Origin of the sequence: Metabacillus sp. 22489, from assembly GCF_052044855.1 — a bacterium.
Taxonomy (GTDB): domain Bacteria; phylum Bacillota; class Bacilli; order Bacillales; family Bacillaceae; genus Metabacillus; species Metabacillus niabensis.
Map to the genome: position 1 here is coordinate 23,412 of NZ_JBQENT010000033.1, position 17,460 is coordinate 40,871.

At 35.5% G+C, this 17,460-nt stretch carries 20 protein-coding genes and 1 pseudogene; 17 read left to right on the forward strand and 4 right to left on the reverse strand.

Annotated elements, in window-relative coordinates; genetic code table 11:
* Positions 1-408 precede the first annotated feature (408 nt).
* The 11 genes from ACTJJ9_RS17670 (at position 409) to ACTJJ9_RS17720 (ending at position 8,278) form a co-directional block, all read left to right on the forward strand.
* Positions 409-1,896 (forward strand): FAD-dependent monooxygenase, encoded by a 1,488-nt coding sequence (locus ACTJJ9_RS17670; protein ID WP_145580485.1) that lies wholly within the window; start codon positions 409-411, stop codon positions 1,894-1,896.
* A 35-nt stretch (positions 1,897-1,931) separates the two neighbouring features.
* Positions 1,932-2,519 carry a TetR/AcrR family transcriptional regulator gene (locus ACTJJ9_RS17675; protein WP_307190830.1) on the forward strand — a complete coding sequence of 196 codons (588 nt, stop codon included), beginning with the start codon at positions 1,932-1,934 and terminating at the stop codon, positions 2,517-2,519.
* A gap of 439 nt (positions 2,520-2,958) precedes the next feature.
* Complete coding sequence (locus ACTJJ9_RS17680; RefSeq protein ID WP_095302850.1) at positions 2,959-3,420, forward strand: DUF4304 domain-containing protein; 462 nt, start codon at positions 2,959-2,961, stop codon at positions 3,418-3,420.
* Positions 3,421-3,517: 97 nt separating this feature from the next.
* Positions 3,518-3,694 carry a hypothetical protein gene (locus ACTJJ9_RS17685; RefSeq protein WP_170944484.1) on the forward strand — a complete coding sequence of 59 codons (177 nt, stop codon included), beginning with the start codon at positions 3,518-3,520 and terminating at the stop codon, positions 3,692-3,694.
* Positions 3,695-3,897: 203 nt separating this feature from the next.
* Positions 3,898-4,269 (forward strand): GntR family transcriptional regulator, encoded by a 372-nt coding sequence (locus ACTJJ9_RS17690; protein ID WP_095302849.1) that lies wholly within the window; start codon positions 3,898-3,900, stop codon positions 4,267-4,269.
* A gap of 1 nt (position 4,270) precedes the next feature.
* Positions 4,271-5,143, forward strand: coding sequence for an ABC transporter ATP-binding protein (locus ACTJJ9_RS17695; protein WP_145580482.1), 873 nt, complete (start codon positions 4,271-4,273; stop codon positions 5,141-5,143).
* A 1-nt stretch (position 5,144) separates the two neighbouring features.
* Entirely contained in the window at positions 5,145-5,921 is a 777-nt protein-coding gene (locus ACTJJ9_RS17700; protein ID WP_145580480.1) for a hypothetical protein, read from the forward strand.
* Positions 5,922-6,234: 313 nt separating this feature from the next.
* Positions 6,235-6,690 (forward strand): GNAT family N-acetyltransferase, encoded by a 456-nt coding sequence (locus ACTJJ9_RS17705; protein ID WP_095302846.1) that lies wholly within the window; start codon positions 6,235-6,237, stop codon positions 6,688-6,690.
* Positions 6,691-6,818: 128 nt separating this feature from the next.
* Positions 6,819-7,151: an HIT domain-containing protein gene (locus ACTJJ9_RS17710; protein ID WP_145580478.1), complete on the forward strand. Its 333-nt coding sequence runs from the start codon at positions 6,819-6,821 to the stop codon at positions 7,149-7,151.
* Between the two features lie 82 nt (positions 7,152-7,233).
* Entirely contained in the window at positions 7,234-7,692 is a 459-nt protein-coding gene (locus tag ACTJJ9_RS17715) for a GNAT family N-acetyltransferase (RefSeq protein ID WP_145580476.1), read from the forward strand.
* A gap of 19 nt (positions 7,693-7,711) precedes the next feature.
* Positions 7,712-8,278: a dihydrofolate reductase family protein gene (locus ACTJJ9_RS17720; RefSeq protein ID WP_095302841.1), complete on the forward strand. Its 567-nt coding sequence runs from the start codon at positions 7,712-7,714 to the stop codon at positions 8,276-8,278.
* Between the two features lie 89 nt (positions 8,279-8,367).
* On the opposite strand, the gene ACTJJ9_RS17725 is transcribed toward ACTJJ9_RS17720, so the two are convergent.
* Positions 8,368-8,532 (reverse strand): hypothetical protein, encoded by a 165-nt coding sequence (locus tag ACTJJ9_RS17725; RefSeq protein WP_170944482.1) that lies wholly within the window; start codon positions 8,530-8,532, stop codon positions 8,368-8,370.
* Between the two features lie 194 nt (positions 8,533-8,726).
* Between ACTJJ9_RS17725 and ACTJJ9_RS17730 the strand changes: the two genes are divergently transcribed.
* The 5 genes from ACTJJ9_RS17730 (at position 8,727) to ACTJJ9_RS17750 (ending at position 11,382) form a co-directional block, all read left to right on the forward strand.
* Positions 8,727-9,284: a cysteine hydrolase family protein gene (locus ACTJJ9_RS17730; protein WP_145580474.1), complete on the forward strand. Its 558-nt coding sequence runs from the start codon at positions 8,727-8,729 to the stop codon at positions 9,282-9,284.
* Positions 9,285-9,365: 81 nt separating this feature from the next.
* Complete coding sequence (locus ACTJJ9_RS17735) at positions 9,366-9,917, forward strand: YfiT family bacillithiol transferase (protein ID WP_186324095.1); 552 nt, start codon at positions 9,366-9,368, stop codon at positions 9,915-9,917.
* A 19-nt stretch (positions 9,918-9,936) separates the two neighbouring features.
* Positions 9,937-10,617, forward strand: a complete 681-nt coding sequence (locus tag ACTJJ9_RS17740) for a DUF3885 domain-containing protein (protein WP_145580470.1) — start codon at positions 9,937-9,939, stop codon at positions 10,615-10,617.
* 50 nt (positions 10,618-10,667) lie between these two features.
* A complete protein-coding gene (locus tag ACTJJ9_RS17745; protein ID WP_145580468.1) occupies positions 10,668-11,159 on the forward strand; it encodes a hypothetical protein in 492 nt (163 codons plus the stop codon).
* 46 nt (positions 11,160-11,205) lie between these two features.
* Positions 11,206-11,382 (forward strand): hypothetical protein, encoded by a 177-nt coding sequence (locus tag ACTJJ9_RS17750; protein ID WP_186324094.1) that lies wholly within the window; start codon positions 11,206-11,208, stop codon positions 11,380-11,382.
* A 93-nt stretch (positions 11,383-11,475) separates the two neighbouring features.
* Here the strand turns inward: ACTJJ9_RS17750 and ACTJJ9_RS17755 are convergent, their stop codons facing one another.
* Positions 11,476-12,057 (reverse strand): GrpB family protein, encoded by a 582-nt coding sequence (locus tag ACTJJ9_RS17755; protein WP_145580465.1) that lies wholly within the window; start codon positions 12,055-12,057, stop codon positions 11,476-11,478.
* Between the two features lie 153 nt (positions 12,058-12,210).
* Between ACTJJ9_RS17755 and ACTJJ9_RS17760 the strand changes: the two genes are divergently transcribed.
* Positions 12,211-13,014, forward strand: coding sequence for a nucleotidyltransferase domain-containing protein (locus ACTJJ9_RS17760; protein ID WP_145580462.1), 804 nt, complete (start codon positions 12,211-12,213; stop codon positions 13,012-13,014).
* Positions 13,015-13,138: 124 nt separating this feature from the next.
* Here the strand turns inward: ACTJJ9_RS17760 and ACTJJ9_RS17765 are convergent.
* Together ACTJJ9_RS17765 and ACTJJ9_RS17770 are read right to left on the reverse strand one after the other, a co-directional pair.
* A pseudogene (locus tag ACTJJ9_RS17765) lies at positions 13,139-14,580 on the reverse strand (glycoside hydrolase family 1 protein).
* Between the two features lie 84 nt (positions 14,581-14,664).
* A complete protein-coding gene (locus ACTJJ9_RS17770) occupies positions 14,665-16,551 on the reverse strand; it encodes a beta-glucoside-specific PTS transporter subunit IIABC (RefSeq protein ID WP_145580458.1) in 1,887 nt (628 codons plus the stop codon).
* Positions 16,552-17,460: the final 909 nt, after the last annotated feature.

The window sequence follows — 17,460 nt, forward strand, 5'->3', positions numbered from 1 at the left end:
TAACCGACTATCGTAGGTTATTTTCCTTTGTTATTCATATTAGAAATGTATCGCAACTATACAATAAATTTCACATTAATTGTTTAAAAAGCAGGAGTATATTTGAAGGATTTTCCATTTTGAACAACCAGACGTTTGGTGTTTTAATGCTTTGAAGGCATAAACCAATTCTCTTGCTTCACGATTGGAAGCGGGTTAACGTAGGAACACATACTTATAAACTATTAATTGGAGAGATATAATCATAGGTTAAGCAGCTGAAGGGACTATATAGTACAAAGGATGCTTCAAATTATGCGCATTTACTGATTGACAAAAAATCTCAAGTCGATTATTTTAGAATTGAATGATTGATTCAATCAACCTATTTTAAAGATGACTTTGTCATAATCGAAGGGAAGGGATTATATGAATCAAGAGAATTTTACGGCTTCAAAGGGAAATTTGGATCGAGCGGTTATTATCGGAGGTGGGATTGCCGGATTATTGGCTGCTAAAATGCTTGCAGAGTTTTACAAAGAAGTTGTGATCGTAGACAAGGATGATTTTCCTGAACAGGCAAAAAACCGTTTGGGAGTACCGCAAAGTTTTCAGCCCCATCGTCTTACACCAAGGGGCAGGATGATTATGGAGCGTCTATTTCCCGGATTAAACGATGAATTACTAGCATCGGGGGCTCCTTCATCATTAAATAAAATCGCTCATTTTTCCTATTCCTTTGGAAGCATCTCTATGCCTATCCCGGAAAAGGATGCTACGTTTAGCAGAGCGTTATTGGAGTGGGTGATACGTAAACGTGTTAAGGAAATGAAGAACGTAAAATTTCTTACCAAACATGAAGTAATTGGATTAAAGACAAATTTCCAGAAAACATCAGTTACTGGGGTTTTATTACGAGACTTTAGGGAATCTCGACAACAGAAGATGATAACAGCTAATCTGATATTGGATGCCAGCGGAAGTTCCTCAAAACTAGTGACATGGCTAGAAGAACTTGGTTATACTACACATATCCCTGACAAATTGAAAGCCTCACTTGGATATAGCACTCGTCACTATCACGTCCATGAGCAAATCACAGAAAAATGGGATGTGATTCGGGTCGATGGCAATCCAACAAACAAGGAATTCACAGGTGTATTCTCTATAGTTGAGAATAATACAGCAGAAATGTTGCTTTGGGGAGTTGGTGGACAATTTCCTCCTACCAATCCTGAGGAATTTGAAAAAAGTATTCCACAGCTTTCTGATCCACTTATAGCTGGTATCATAGAAGGTCTTGAACCAATTACTTCTCCAAGAGGATATAGGATAAGTGAATTGTACCGGCATCATTTTGAACAGATGAAGGATTGGCCATCCGGACTGCTCGTTATAGGAGATGCACTCTGTAATTTCGATCCTATCTACGGATTAGGAATGACGATGGCTGCAATCGAAGTGGAGCAGCTGGAACTTTATTTAAAAGAGCAGCTAAGAAACCCTCAGCCCCATTTCGAACAGCGCGTGCTTCAAGGACTACAAGATGTTCTGGAGCCTGCTTGGTGGCTGATGTGCGTATATGACTTGCAATGGTCAGGAGTGGAATATCACGGACAGCCTTTGGAAGGTATTGACTTTGCACAGGAATACTTGGATTTGCTACTAAAACAGACGGTATCTAGCAACGATGTGGAAAGCTTTTTATTATACTGGGGTGTAAATTCATTACTATTCTCACCACATATTCTATTTAATGATCATTTGGCAAGCTCCGTCCTTGCAGCTTCATCTAAGATGGATTACGAAAAAATCTCAGCATTATTACAAGAGAAAAGTCTATCACTGAAAGAGCAGTTGAAACAAATTCCTTCTTTCTCTAAAGCATCATTTATTCCGTTTCCACCGGAGCAATAAGACAATTAGGAAAGGAGCAAAACATCTTGTCACCAATGAATGAGGAACAGTTGCAACATATTCGTGATGAACGGAAAGAACAAATTATACAATCAGCGATTAAAATCTTTTCCAGACGCGGTATTACTGGAACTAAACTAAGTATGATTGCGATTGAAGCTGGTATTAGTCAAGGTCTTCTGTATCACTATTTTAAATCCAAAGATGAGCTTTTTCTCCACCTTGTGGAGCGGGCAATTCAGGAATCAAAGGATGGATTGAAAAGCGTCTATTCATTATCTGGAACACCTCTAGAAAAATTGAGGGAAATTACCCAGCTATTTCATGAAGGTCAGCAGTATTTCATGCTTATTCATCAAGCTCGTACTGCGGAAGGCGTCCCTGAGAAGGCCAAGCAGCTAATAGCAGAGTATTCAATGGAATCTTATATTGTAGATACGTGGGAGCCATTATTTGTAGAAGGGCAAAAATTAGGTGAGTTTGCCTTAGGTGACCCTAGACAACTGATTTCTGCGTATTTTACAGTTTTAACAGCACTTATGACATTAAATATTCACATCGACGAGGCGTACCAAATGCCGGAAGTTGATTTAATATTGCGAATTGTGACGGGGCGCCCTTAAATCCAACTTGTCACATAACTACGGCTATCTCAGATATTAAGGACATGGAAAAGCCATAAAATTGTTCAGCTGCCAAATTAGGCGGCTTTTTTCTTATTCAAAAATCCTACTAATAATTCCACATTCTATATTTGATTATCCAAAAAACACCAATCGCTTGTTATGATAGATAGATGATAGGAAATCGGAAGCTATCTGCTAAAAGTGAGATATGTATATTAAAATAAAATTTTAAGGCAATAGGAGGAAAGTGAATGGGGAAAGCTGTTACTTTTTCTTTTTAGTACTAAATACGTAAATGAAACGTTCAATCTAAAAGATATAGGTATTTACGAGAATATGGACGAAGAAGCAACAAAAAAAGCGGTAGAAGAATTTTTCCGTGGCTGGGTTTGGAGGAATGTCTCTTTTTCTTACATCATAGAGGAGAAGTAATCCGTTGGCTATTAAACAATCTTATATCGTGATTGGAGAGGTAGGCAAAATGGCTGCAAAAGAACGTTTAGTGATGATAAAAGCATTAAAAAAGATTGTCGTTCCCTATTTAAGAGAGCAAGGCTTTAAAGGTTCATTTCCACACTATAGAAGACAAAATGAAGAGAATATGGACTTAATTACGTTTCAATTTAATCGTTATGGTGGATCCTTTGTTGTAGAATTAGCGATTTGTCCAAAGGATGGAGTAACGATGAGCTGGGGAGAGAAAGTGCCGGCAAACAAAGTGACTGCACATGATGTGGATGAAAGATATAGACTGAGAGAAAATAAAAAAGACCACAATGAGACCTGGTTTAACTATGAGAACGCAAAGGATGAAGAGGATTTTGAACAGGTTGCGTCCAAAGTTATGAGCTTGTTACATGTGTCTGACCGTGATTGGATTAAAAACCTTTTTATATAAATTAAAGAACAATTCTTTTCCAAAAAATTAAAATGATTGTAAAAAAAGTAAAAATAAATGATATGATATACATAAGCTATCATATGGAGGTGTTAGTATGATTTGGTTATATATCTTTATCCCTGTCGTTATTATCGGTGGTATTGCTGTTTATCTTGAACGAAAGTCTGGAATGACTCCAGCCGATGAAAATATTCAAGATGAAAAGCTAGGAGAAGTTATCTCGCAAAATGGCATCAACTCTAATGGAACACATGGAACAGATTATTTATAACTAAAACTCCGTACGTTAGGTTTAGAACTAACAGTAATTGATTAGAAGCTAAGGAAACCATTTTTCGTTTCCTTAGCTTTTTTTATTGACAATACAAGTTATACGGTGATATGGTTATACACATAAGTATATAACCATATAGCAAACACGATTTATTGTAAGCTGATAAGGCTGTTAACTGAAGAAGAAAAGTGGTGATAACATTGAGCAAGTTATTTGATCAAGATAAACCAATTTATTTACAAATCCGCGAAAAAATTGAAGATCAAATTGTAAACCAACAACTAAAGGAGGGGGAACAAGCTCCTTCAACTAATCAGTTAGTTAGCTTTTATAAGATTAACCATGCCACCGTATCAAAGGGAGTCAATCAATTAGTGGAGGAAGGTATTTTATTCAAGAAGCGAGGGATTGGGATGTTTGTTGCAGAAGGTGCAAGAGAGAAGCTGATACAAAAAAGGAAAGATGCTTTTTTAGATAATTATGTCGTTGGCATCGTTCAAGAAGCTGAGAAGCTAGGAATCAGTACTCAGGAATTATTTGATTTAATAAAAAAGTGCAAGGGAAGTGAATAGAATGTCAATGTCATTAGAGGTAAAAAATCTATCTTTACAATTTGGAAACAGCTATGCGCTTAAAGATTTGAGCTTTCAGTTAAATGAAAATAAAATATATGGATTAATCGGAAGAAATGGTGCCGGAAAAACATCGTTGCTCTCTTTGTTTGCTTCATTCCGGGAACCAACAAGCGGAACAGTTAAAATTGCTGGGGAAAATCCATTTGAAAATGCGCGAATTATGCAACAAGTGAATTTTATCTTTAATAAAGATTATAAAGATGAATCCGATAGTTTGAAAAATTATTTGGAAAGTATTAGCCGCTATCGACCAAATTTTGATATGGATTATGCTAATCATCTTGTTGAAAAATTCAAATTACAAATGAATAAGCCAATAAAAGAATTTTCAAAAGGAATGCAATCTGCTGTTAATGTCACGATAGGTTTAGCAAGTCGTACACCGATTACTATTTTTGATGAAGCATACAATGGAATGGACGCTCCGACTAGAGAGATTTTTTATCAGCAATTGTTAGAGGATCAATTAGAGCATCCACGAATGATGATTCTCTCTACACATCTTGTATCAGAAATGGAGCATTTGTTTGATGAGGTGTTGTTCTTAAATAAAGGAGAGCTTATTCTGCACGAGGATTATGAAACAGTTGTCACGAAAGGAACTTCAATTACGGGGGCAGCAGAAACTGTTGATGCATTTGTTCAAGCAAAGAAGCAATTGAATACAAAGCAATTAGGTAATACAAAGTCGGTTATGATTTATGGTGAAATTAGTGAGGCTGAGCGTAAAGCCGCTCAAGCTAACGGGCTGGAATTGGGACCTATTTCACTTCAAGATCTATTTATTCATTTAACAGAAGGGGAGGAATAAGATGAATCAGCCACGAATCTACTTAAAAGTAACAACAGATATGTTTTTAACTCAGTGGGTATGGGCATTTAACTTTTTGAGTGTTGTGTTTATCATTCAAATTGTAAAAATTATATATGCGCTTTTTAATGGTTCTGAGCAAAGCTCTTATTTTGACGTTACATTTGTTGCGTCGAATATCTTTATGCTTGTAATAGGGATTGTTTCAGCCATTGCATTTTTGCCTCACTTTGTTAGCAATGGTGTAACGCGAAAAGACTATTTCAAAGGGACGCTTATTGGAACAATCGGAGTGGCACTTGCAATTCCAGTTGTTAGTGCGATTGTGTCAAGCTTACTGGAGATAATCTTAAAGCTAGTGAATCTACTACCAAGCATAGCGCCCTTTAACGGTAATAACGGTGCTGATGAAGAAAATTTGGTGGCTGAACTAGTTATTTCCGTCATATTTACCCCTTATGTAGACCTTGGAACGAATTGGTTATTATCAATCCTTATCTTTGCGTTAAATATTTTCACTTACTATGTTGCAGGGTGGTTAATTGGTGCTGCCTTTAGCAGATTGGGACTCTTTGGGATTGTTTCAATTATATTAGCGTTTATTCTAGTTTATGTAGAGGACTTGCTATTATCGATTAGCTTAGGGCTCCCTGTCCCAAGCTTTGCGGAAACACTTGACGTTCCAGTCATTCTTTCGGTTATCGGCGTTTTGGTGGCACTTGGTATTGTTTGTTGGATCATTCGTCAACTAACAAAAAGGATGATTGTGAAATATTGAAATAAAGAATAGTTTAGAAGGCTAGTTTAAGAAGGAATGAGCGTTACTGCGATAAGTGGTGACGCCTTTTTTACAAGGTAAGAAAGTATAACATTTTGAACTTAGTTTTAGTGTCTAGCTCCAGCGCCTAGCCCCTCTAGGGTCTAGTCAATTTGGAATTGAAGGCAAAGAACGCCTTCTATTCCAAATGGCCTTATTTGCCCGAGGCTGATCAAGGTGCTTGCGCTTTTCTTATTTATCTTTAGTGAAATTCCATCCTTTGGTGTACAATGATGGAAAATAATGCAATCCATAGAATAGGAGTGAGTAGAAGTTGAACTATCGTAAGGCGAATATTGATGACATCGAGAAATTAGTTGAGTTAAGGAAAAAGCAACTTGCTGCTGAAGGAATAGAAGCAAGTATAAATATTGATATGGAGCTGTCTCTTTTCTTTAAAAATAAACTAAGTGATGGTACGTTAATTCAATGGTTAGCGGAAGACAATGATGAAATAATTGCCTGCGGTGCAGTCATATTTTATGAATTCCCACCGAGTTATGCGAATAAGTCTGGGAAAAAGGCTTATATATCAAATATGTACACAAATGAGAATTATCGCGGGCAAGGAATCGCAACAAAGATCTTATCTAAATTAGTTGATGAAGCTAGTATTACAGGTGTTTCAAAAATATGGCTTGAAGCTTCAACGATGGGCAGGCCAGTGTATAAAAAGTTTGGTTTTGTAGAAACAGATGAATTTTTGGAATTAACGATTGTAGAGGGGTAACCCATAAATTTAAATTGCTTTACTCCAATTAAGAGTAGAGCTTTTTTGTTGTTTCACAATTGGAAATGGTTATTAGAAGCAGGAATTAAAAGATAAGTAGAGAAGCTTGTATTTTAAGGAGGTTTTCAATGAATAATGACTTTTATTGTGATGAAATATTAAGCGGGAAAACGAACGTAAAAAAAGTGAAGGAAACGGAAAATGTACTTGCCTATTATCATACACGTCCATTTTATGAAGTGCATATCGTTGCAATACCTAAAAAGCATATTTCATCTTTTGTTGATGTAAACGAGGAAGATAGTTTCGTAATGAATGAGTTAATAAGCGTTATAAGGGAAGTTGCAGTCCAAATAACAAATGAATATGGGGCATGTAAAATCATCACTAACCTAGGTTCCTACCAAGATACAAAACATTTACATTGGCATATTGTCTATGGTGAGCGGATTAGAAAATAAGTAATTTGTTCAAATACCTCAATATCAAATAAACAAAAAAGTTTTTAGTGACTCTATAAAAGTAATGGAGTGAATAAACATAATGATATTTGAACCTATAACAGAAAACTCAATACAAATAGCTTTAGAAATAGTGAATTCAAATCCAGACTATAATGTTTTAGAAAATGGCAATCCTATAAGATCCTTATCAGAAGTAAGTAATGATCTTCTAAATTCAGTTAGTGAAAGTTTCCTAGTAGTTGAAGATAATCGGTACATTGGAATTGTAGACTTTTTAGAAAATAATCCGAAAGACAACAAACCGTGGCTAGGCTTGCTTATGATTAATGGTTCGTATCATTCATTAGGATATGGGAAAAGGGTTTATGGAGCATTTGAGGAGAAATTAAAACAGCGACAGTTTAAAAACGTTCGGATCGGAGTCTTACAAGATAATTTAATTGCTTTAACGTTTTGGAAGTCATTAGGGTTTAAATTTTATGGTACTAGTAATTGGCGAGAGAAGGTTGTTGATTGCTTTGAGAAACAATTAATGTAAATAAATTGGAGGAAAAATAATGTCCGATAACGGTAACCAAAGAAGAGTCATTTTGGATTTAGCAGTAACATTGGATGGTTTTATTGAAGGGGAAAATGGCGAAGTTGATTGGTGTATAATGGACGATGAGATGGGGTTTATCCATTTCTTAAATCAAATTGATACGATACTTTATGGGAGAAAAAGCTACGATTTATGGGGACAATATACACCGGGAATTGAAGCTACAGTTGCTGAAAAAGAAATGTGGGAAATCGTTCATCGTAAACAAAAATATGTTTTTTCGAGAACGCAAAAAGGGACTGACAATAAAGCTATTTTTGTAAACGATCATATTCTTGAGGTGGTAAATAAAATAAAAAATACCCCAGGTAAGGACATCTGGCTATATGGTGGTTCAAGCCTTATTACTACGTTTATCGATTTAGGACTTGTTGATGAATTTAGATTATCTGTTCACCCAGTTGTTTTAGGCAAAGGAAAACCATTGTTTGTCGATGTAAAACAGAAGCTTGATTTACATTTGGTTAAAACAAGAACGTTTTCCTCTGGTGTTGTCCAGCTTATCTATCATTTGAATGATTAAAAGATATACTACTATTTCAGTGCTTTGCATCATGATAGGAGCAAAGCATTTTTATTTTTCCTGTCGAAGCAGGAGGTGTGCTCCACGATCTACTTTTTTAGCGAATCAAGCTTTTCAGAAATAGATTTAAGAATAGTATTCCTTTCCCGCTGTAATTTTAAAAATCGTAATAGATACCAGATAACAAACGCAATAACGGCAATGTTAAAGAGTATTACTATCAATGGGGCAATCGTAAAAAGATCAATCCACATAAAAAAACTCCCTTTGTTTTGGGTAATTATACCATATGTTGTGAGGGCAGGTTCTGAAAATTTTTAGCTAGCGGATCAATTGTTTGGAAGAGATTGATTAGATATGATTCTACAACAATAGCGATAGTACAAATAATAAAGTCTGAATCTAAAAATATAGTAAAATATAGATCATTCAACTTAGGGAGGAACAAATGGATAAGAATAGAGCTCTAATAATAGTCGATGTACAAAAAGCTTTTGATGACAACAAATGGGGAGAGCGAAATAACCCAAATGCGGAAGAAAACATTAGGAGGATTCTGCAATTATGGAGAGAAAAAGGATGGACAGTCATACACATACAGCACACTTCCGATAATCCGCATTCTTTATTCTATCCGAAGAATAAGGGGTTTGCTATAAAAGAAATAGTTCAACCAATTGATGAAGAAGTAATTATAACGAAGAAGGTAAATAGTAGCTTTATTCATACCAATTTAGAAGAGTTTTTAAAAGAAAAAGACATTACAACAGTTGTCATAACTGGTTTGACCACACCTCATTGTGTATCAACAACGACTAGAATGAGTGGTAATTTAGGATTTGATACATACTTGATTTCTGATGCAACAGCAGCCTTCGGTTTAAAGGATCAAAATGAGACATATTATGACCCAAATACAATTCATAATCTATCTTTAGCTACATTGCACGATGAATTTGCAACAGTACTTACAACAGATCAGCTAATAAACAATTTTATCAAATAAACGAATTGAGTTAACATGTGCTCTAACTAAGAAGCATTGCTTTTTAAATCAACTATTAGAGCTGAATGGTTAAATACAAGTATGTTGTTGAAGAATTTAAAGGAGGAATTTCAATTGGACAATAGATACCCAATCGGAAAATTTGAATTTCATGATGAAATAACTGTTGATGTTACGAATGCTTGGATAAATGATATTGAAATGTTGCCTAGATTATTACGAGAAGCTGTAAAGGGTTTAAGCGAGGAGCAGCTTGATACACCTTATCGAACAGAAGGATGGACAGTCCGCCAAGTGGTGCATCACCTTGCGGATAGCCATATAAATGCCTATGTGAGGTTTAAATTGGCTCTTAGCGAAGAAACACCTGTTATCAAGCCATATGATGAAGTGAAATGGGCGGAATATCCCGATAATGAGCTACCAATTACGATTTCCTTAAACTTGCTCGAAGCATTACACATTCGTTGGACTAAACTACTACGTAGCCTAAGCTCTGAAGATTTAAAAAAGACATTTATTCATCCAGATTCAGGAGAAGTTACTGTAGGTAAGAATATTGGCATCTATTCTTGGCACGGTCGACATCATTTGGCACATATTACTTCTTTATGTAATCGTAAGGGATGGTGATTTTTAGGGGTTAACAATTATGGAATTAAAGGAATACCTACAAACTACTTTTCCAGGTCTCGATTTGGTACCAAGCCTTTATAATCAATGGAACATAGGTCTTCATTTTGAACTAGGGAGAGATCTATATCAGTTTAAGGAAGATGGAAGGCTTAATCTCGAATTGTTTGAAATGGTTTATAGTCAGGCAATGGCTCTTTTCAGCTATCTGTTTTCTGAGCAGGATGAAATTTTCCTTGTTACGAACGTTTATCGTAACAAAAGAAATACGAGATCAAATAAAATAAAGGTCTTTGAACGGCACCTAAAAAATAAAGCATTAAAATATAATGTAAAGACACAAACTTTGCCATTCCTTTACGATGATGAGGAAGAGCGGGATGAATATTTTACATCACAGTTTTACTTAAAGTGCAGAAAATCAGATATAAATTATCCATTACTAATTAGAGCAGCTTGTAACGAGGATTTTCCATTTAAACCTAAATTTGGTTTTAGCGAAGGACTTTTTTATCCAGATGTTTTCTTCATAAATATTTCAAAAAATATTATATTTTTCATTTATGATGATCGTGGTTGTGAAGTTATTTCAAAAACAAAAGAAACCATTTGCCCATTATATACGAAATACAATGATTGGATTCCCGAATATAATCGAGAAGAGATTGAACAACTTTTTAAATCTCCTGTAATACCATGAGGTGAAAATAAAACTATACAGACTCCAACTAATTTGCTGAAAGAACAGGAATGGCGTTTTTTGGTAACTATATTTCTTTGAATGACGATACAGTAGTAGACTCTGCAATGCAAAATATCGCAAGTCAGGCAGATAATACGTATTTTGATGGACTAGTATCCTTCTATATAAACGGAGAGCTATTTTTTGCGGAGGAAACAACTAGTTTGTCAGACTTATGGCTTGATCTCATTTCTTTTAAGAAGATTATGAATAGCAAAGGTATAGCAGAGATTTGCTTTCTTGACGGTATGCGTAGCCTTTTTATTATCGAGACACCATTCGGTTACCGACTTGAATATCAAGATTTACAACATACTTTTAATGATAAAGATGAATTACTACATCGTATACCCTTCACTGTAGAAAGTATGGAAGTTGAAAAAGTAAAATTTGAGCTAGCAATTCGAAAGGGATTTAAGGAATACTTCGACTTTGTAGTGGAAAATAAATTACCGATTTCCAGTAATCAGTTTCAAGAGCTTTTAGAGATAAATAAATGAAAGTTTAAATATTTAAGTCGTTCAAAGAGAATATGGGGGCTCTAATATGAAGTTTATCGCTAAGTACGCCAAACTAATTTATATTCTTGCAATTTTATTCATGTTAGGAAAATCATTTTTCCAAATTGAACAAATGTATAACATTGGATTAAATATTCTTTTTGTATTAATTGTAATTCCTGTATTATTTATTGAATTTAAGATGAATAGAAAATCAGGCTAGGGAACAATAGATAAACTGAAACATAAGTAAAACAAGACGGTAAACTACCGTCCCTTTTTAGTTAATACAAATAAAGGTAAGTCGTTCACCTCTTTATTCTGCAGCATTCGCTCGTTCCATAATTTCCTGGACTATTGTGCTTTTTGCATCTGCATAGTGCTGTACATGTTTCCATTCGCGCTGTGCCAGGTTACGCTTGGTGTTTGCATAATTGTCTCGATCAGATTCGTTAGTCCTCAGCCAATTACGAAAGCGCAGCATTGTATCGACCTCTGAGACATCTTTACTAAATACATGTAAATTGATATCTGTATCTGGCCCTTTGAAAAGTCGGTGCTCAAACCATTCTGGCTCCCGAATACGTAGGGTGTATCCAGCTTCCTCTAAATCAGGAACATAGCTCGCCTCATCTCCAGAATCCGTCACGATAAGCAGCATGTCAATGATTGGCTTGGCACATAGTCCCGGTACTGAGGTTGAACCGACGTGTTCCACCTGCAATGCTTTCTTTCCAAGTATAGAGCGAATACGCTTAGCCTCTCGTTCGAATAGCACTGGCCAATGTGGGTCGTAATCCTTTAGTGTAATTGGCGCATTGTGAGGTTTCATTTCTCCAACCGTGACCTTTTGAAGCTCTTTGTCACTTCTAGGTTTTACATTTGACTTGTCATTCATCGCCTTCAATACCTCCTTTAATTAGTAACAGTTAAACATATATAGTGACTAATACTCGAACAAAAATTTGTTGAATTATTCACCAATTTCTAATACCATTTTATACAAATTAACGTATCCAATAAATAGGATATGAGAACTGAGGTAATAGCTTTGAAAGAAACCATTTTAAAATCATTATTAAAAATAGAAGAAGATTATCATGTAAAGATTCTGTATGCTGTTGAATCAGGAAGCAGGGCGTGGGAATTTCCATCAAAGGATAGTGATTATGATGTTCGCTTTATTTATGTGCATAAAAAGGAAGAGTATCTGACGATTGACCAAATGGGGATTGGGAAAAAACGAGATGTGATTGAATTACCGATAAACGACCTGTTAGATATATCTGGTTGGGAGCTTACAAAGGCATTAAGATTATTTAGAAAATCGAATCCACCATTAATGGAATGGCTTCGCTCGGGGATTGTGTATTACAAGGCTTATTCGACGATTGACCAGATGAAGGAGCTAAGTAAAACGATTTTTGCTCCTCATTCCTGTTTACATCATTATTTGAATATGGCAAGCAATAATTTTCGTGAATACTTACAGGGAGATAAAGTAAGAATTAAAAAGTATTTTTATGTTCTTAGACCGGTATTAGCAGCTAGATGGATTGAAAAATACGATGAGTTTCCTCCATTAGAATTTCCGAAATTATTAAATGACATATTACCTGAAGGGGAAATAAAGAAAGAGATTCAAACGTTATTAAAAAGGAAAATTAACGGAGAAGAGCTTGATTTTGAACCGAAAATTGAGGTCATTAACGAGTTTTTAAATGAGGAAATCTCAAGACTAAGAGAATATACAAATACACTTCAAATCGAGTTACCAGATTTTACACCTGATCTTGATCTCCTGTTCAAAAATACATTAGATGAAGTTTGGAATGAAGATAGTTTATTAAAGTAATAGAAAGATATAAAAAGATTATCTTTGTAATCTTTATTCTTTCAACAAAAAAACTGTGTAAAGTAAGAAATCATCGCATTCCTTACTTACACAGTTTATTTTATTCGTTAAAATGATAGGAGGATTAAAGCTTTTCTCCTTGACTAGAGATAACATCTTTAAACCAGAAGAACGATTTTTTCTTTTTACGTTCTAATGTTCCACTACCATCATCGTGTTTATCGACATAGATAAAGCCATATCTCTTAGACATTTCTCCAGTAGAAGCACTAACTAAGTCAATGCAGCCCCAAGGTGTGAAGCCCATTAATTCGACTCCATCCTCTATTGCTTCTCCCATTGCTTGAATGTGGCTTCTTAGATAATCAATACGGTAATCATCATTAATCGAGCCATCCTCTTCAACTTTGTCATACGCTCCAAGACCATTCTCTACAATGAATAAAGGCTTTTGATAACGGTCATATAATTGGTTTAGACCAATTCTTAATCCAATAGGGTCAATTTCCCATCCCCAATCTGATGTGCTTAAGAATGGATTTCTTACACCACCGATTAAGTTTCCTTGACCAATTTCCTCAGGTGTTTTATCTTTTTTCTCTGTTCGAGACATATAATAACTTAATGAAATGAAGTCTACTGTCCCCTCTTTAAGGATGTCTAAATCTCCTTCTCGTACATCAAGGTTAATTCCATTTTCCTTGAAGAAGCGGTTTGCAAATGCAGGGTAGGCACCTCTTACTTGAACATCTCCACAGTAGTTGTTAAATAGTCGTTGTTCTTGTAAAGCATGCATAACATTTGCTGGATTTGAATCAAATGAATAGGTTGGTACGTACACAAGCATACAACCAATTTGACTTCCTGGAATGATTTCGTGTCCTGCTTTAACTGCAAGTGCACTTGCCACGAATTGGTGATGTAGACCTTGGAAGCTATCTTGTAATTTTGTTTCTTCGCTTTCTGGAGAGAAGCCAAGACCTAAGATTGGCATATGTGTTGCACCATTAATTTCGTTAAATGTTAACCAGTATTTTACCTTGTTTTTATAACGTTTAAATAAAGTAATGGCATAACGCTCGAAAAATTCAATGACTTGACGGTTACGCCAGCCACCATACTCAGTAATAAGATGTAATGGAATTTCATAGTGAGAAATGGTTACGACTGGTTCAATGTTGTACTTCTTCAATTCATCAAAAATACGGTCATAGAATGTAAACCTTCTTCATTTGGTTCTAGCTCATCACCTTTAGGGAAAATACGGCTCCATGCAATACTCATACGATATGTTTTAAAGCCCATTTCTGCAAAAAGAGCAATATCCTCTTTATAGCGATGGTAGAAATCAATACCGTCATGATTTGGATACACATATTTTTCTTTATCAATTTTAAAGTCAAAACCTGGCTCTCCAATCACCTTTAGTCTCACTTTTCCACCTGGCATGACGTCTGCTAGGTTTAAACCTTTTCCACCTTCAAGATACGCACCTTCTAATTGGTTAGCAGCTGTTGCTCCACCCCATAAAAAATTCTCTGGAAATTTATATGTCTTTTTTGTCATGATATTCCCTCCATATATTTAATCATCTGGGCTTCGAACTAACATCGAAACCCAAATTTAGATAACATTAAATGATAGAATTATTTATTTTAAGTTTAAGATTTTGTCGTTTCTTTCTACATTTCCTGATGCAGTTGTCATCACTTCTGTATAGTCAGCAGAATTTGTTACAATCACTGGGGTTACAATTGGGTATCCAGCTTCCTTAATAGCGTCAATATCGAATTCTACTAATAAATCACCAGCTTTTACTGTTGTATCTTGTTCGATATGTGTAGTGAAATGTTTTCCATTTAGTTGGACTGTATCAATCCCTACATGAATTAAAACCTCTGCACCATGCTCTGTCTTGATCCCAATTGCATGTTTTGTTGCGAATAATGTAGTGACGACACCATTTGCCGGAGCTACAACTTTACCTTCGCTTGGAAGAATTGCAACGCCTTTACCCATCGTTTCTGAAGAAAAAACGGCATCTGGAACTTCATTTAATGGAACAACTTGACCTTTAATAGGGCTAGCTAATTCTTCCCTTTTTACTTCTGCATTAGAACCTTCCTGTGAAACAGTTTCTTTTTTAGAATCTTCCTGAGGAACAGCCTCTGAATTTGAACTTGTATTCTCTACATCTTCGAATCCAAGAATTAACGTTGCAATTGTACCGGCTACAAACGAAATAGGAACACCTAGAACGGCTAATAGGAATGTTTCACCAATAAAGGATGTAAGACCTGGTAAACCAACGTTTCCGCCTAAGATATAGTATTTCACTCCTACAGCTGTATAGAAAGCACCACCGACAGCGCCACCGATTAATGCCCCAATGAACGGTCTCTTTAAACGCATATTTACACCATACATAGCGGGCTCTGTAACACCCATTAACGCTGTCATACTTGTACTGTATGCTAAAGATTTGAATGTTTTATTTTTAGAACGTAAACCAACAGCAAGTGTTGCACCTGCTTGAGCCATGTTAGCTGAAAGCATAGCTGGAAGAATGATGTCATAACCATTTGTTGTTAAGTTGTTCATGACAACTGGTGTGAAAGCATAATGCATTCCAGTCATAATAATTAATGAGAACGTACCACCTAAAATTAATCCTGCAAAAATACCAGTGTGGTCAAATAATGCACCAATTCCTAATGATAACCAGTTACCAATAATCGAACCTAAAGGACCTACTGCCACCAATGTGACTGGAACCATGATTAGCAAGGTAATCGTTGGAACAAAAACGAGCTTAAACATACTTGGGATGATTTTATCTACTGCTCTTTCAACATACGTTGTTAACCAAATGGCTAATAGAATCGGAATAACAGAAGATGAATACGTTACAGCTGTTACAGGTAGTCCAAGAAATGAAATTGAATCTCCTGAAGTTAATAACGTTGTCATTGTTGGATGTAGCAATGCCGTTGCGATAGCACCCGCTACGTAAATATTACTGCCGAATTTCTTCGCTACACTAAGCGCTAACAGGATAGGGAGGAAGTAGAATGCCCCATCACCAATTGCGTTCAGGATAATATACATTTGGTCAGTATCTGAAACTAGTTTTAATGCTAATAGAATAGCTAAAATCCCTTTAATCATACCGGCTCCAGCAATTGCTGGTAATAGCGGTGTGAATGACCCAGAAATAACATCAAAGATTCGACTAATGACATTTCCTTTTTTCTTTCCTTCTGAAGAACCACTATTATTTTCTGGGATATGAGCGATATTTTTTAATTCGGTAAATACTTTCGGAACATCATTCCCGATAATTACTTGGAATTGGTCTCCGCTTACATTTACACCCATAACTCCTTTAACCGCTTCAATCTTCGCTTTGTTTTGGACTGCCTCTTTTTGGTCATGAAGATTGAAACGTAGTCTAGTCATACAATGGATGACATTTTGAATATTTTTCTCTCCGCCTATTAAATCCAAAATTTGTTCTGCTGTTTCTTTATGGCTCATGCCATGATACCTCCTAGAAAAATAAAGAATGTTCTCGTAAAGTTTGTTCCTTTTTCTTAGTTGTCGTTTTTTTGTTGATTTCTTAGTTCAGTACTGCTTATTTAGCGGAGTGGATGGTGAGCCTCCACGTTGTTAACACCTGCGGGTCTCACCTATCCCGCAGGAGTCTCGCATTTAGCCCCAATCAACCTTTAGAAAAGCACTCAAAAACAACAATATTTCAGAAAAGAGCCAATAAAAAAAACCTAAATCACTGTACGATAAAAGACACAATCGTCTTTTTAGTACAAGCGATTTAGGTTTTGCCTGCTTATTTCAGTAACAATCCTAAATAAACTTAAGAATTATAGAAGTATGAAGTTTTAATGGATTAATCCGATTTCATGGAATAACTATAACACGTTTTCATAGATTGTCAACGTTATCAATAAAAAAATTATTCTAAATTTTACTGAAATCTTAAATTCAATCCTTTTGCTACAAAAGTACGAATTTAATTTTATTGAAATAATTTTATTGAGTATTATGAGTAATTAATTTTTAAAAAGGCTCTTAATTAAAAAAAACTATATAAGGGTTGATTGGAGCGGAAGTGCGAGACTCCTGCGGGATGCGTGGGAGAGGTGAGACCCCGCAGGTGTTTACACTGAGGAGGCTCACCACCCACCCCGCGGAAAGCGAGTACTATAGCGGAAATCAACCCCGAACGGCATAGCTTTAAAAAAGTAACAAAGTCTGTGAAAACAGGGTTAAAAAACTCAATAACATACTGAGGATACTGGAGAAAATGGTGTAATTCTCTACTTATTCGGTCTTTACTTTTTATTAATCCACTTCAATAGTTGAAGTAATAAATTGATATGAAAATATTACCGATAAAAAGTATATTAAAATAATTTTAAGATGACT

Excerpts from the sequence above, each read along its gene's own strand:
- ACTJJ9_RS17730 (WP_145580474.1), top strand. The coding sequence starts at position 8,727 with ATGGATAAGAATAGAGCTCTAATAATAGTCGATGTACAAAAAGCTTTT.
- ACTJJ9_RS17770 (WP_145580458.1), bottom strand. The coding sequence starts at position 16,551 with ATGAGCCATAAAGAAACAGCAGAACAAATTTTGGATTTAATAGGCGGA.
- ACTJJ9_RS17710 (WP_145580478.1), top strand. The coding sequence starts at position 6,819 with ATGAATAATGACTTTTATTGTGATGAAATATTAAGCGGGAAAACGAAC.
- ACTJJ9_RS17740 (WP_145580470.1), top strand. The coding sequence starts at position 9,937 with ATGGAATTAAAGGAATACCTACAAACTACTTTTCCAGGTCTCGATTTG.
- ACTJJ9_RS17715 (WP_145580476.1), top strand. The coding sequence starts at position 7,234 with ATGATATTTGAACCTATAACAGAAAACTCAATACAAATAGCTTTAGAA.
- ACTJJ9_RS17735 (WP_186324095.1), top strand. The coding sequence starts at position 9,366 with ATGTTGTTGAAGAATTTAAAGGAGGAATTTCAATTGGACAATAGATAC.
- ACTJJ9_RS17755 (WP_145580465.1), bottom strand. The coding sequence starts at position 12,057 with ATGAATGACAAGTCAAATGTAAAACCTAGAAGTGACAAAGAGCTTCAA.
- ACTJJ9_RS17685 (WP_170944484.1), top strand. The coding sequence starts at position 3,518 with ATGATTTGGTTATATATCTTTATCCCTGTCGTTATTATCGGTGGTATT.
- ACTJJ9_RS17720 (WP_095302841.1), top strand. The coding sequence starts at position 7,712 with ATGTCCGATAACGGTAACCAAAGAAGAGTCATTTTGGATTTAGCAGTA.
- ACTJJ9_RS17675 (WP_307190830.1), top strand. The coding sequence starts at position 1,932 with ATGAATGAGGAACAGTTGCAACATATTCGTGATGAACGGAAAGAACAA.
- ACTJJ9_RS17725 (WP_170944482.1), bottom strand. The coding sequence starts at position 8,532 with ATGTGGATTGATCTTTTTACGATTGCCCCATTGATAGTAATACTCTTT.
- ACTJJ9_RS17670 (WP_145580485.1), top strand. The coding sequence starts at position 409 with ATGAATCAAGAGAATTTTACGGCTTCAAAGGGAAATTTGGATCGAGCG.
- ACTJJ9_RS17745 (WP_145580468.1), top strand. The coding sequence starts at position 10,668 with ATGGCGTTTTTTGGTAACTATATTTCTTTGAATGACGATACAGTAGTA.
- ACTJJ9_RS17700 (WP_145580480.1), top strand. The coding sequence starts at position 5,145 with ATGAATCAGCCACGAATCTACTTAAAAGTAACAACAGATATGTTTTTA.
- ACTJJ9_RS17750 (WP_186324094.1), top strand. The coding sequence starts at position 11,206 with ATGAAGTTTATCGCTAAGTACGCCAAACTAATTTATATTCTTGCAATT.
- ACTJJ9_RS17695 (WP_145580482.1), top strand. The coding sequence starts at position 4,271 with ATGTCAATGTCATTAGAGGTAAAAAATCTATCTTTACAATTTGGAAAC.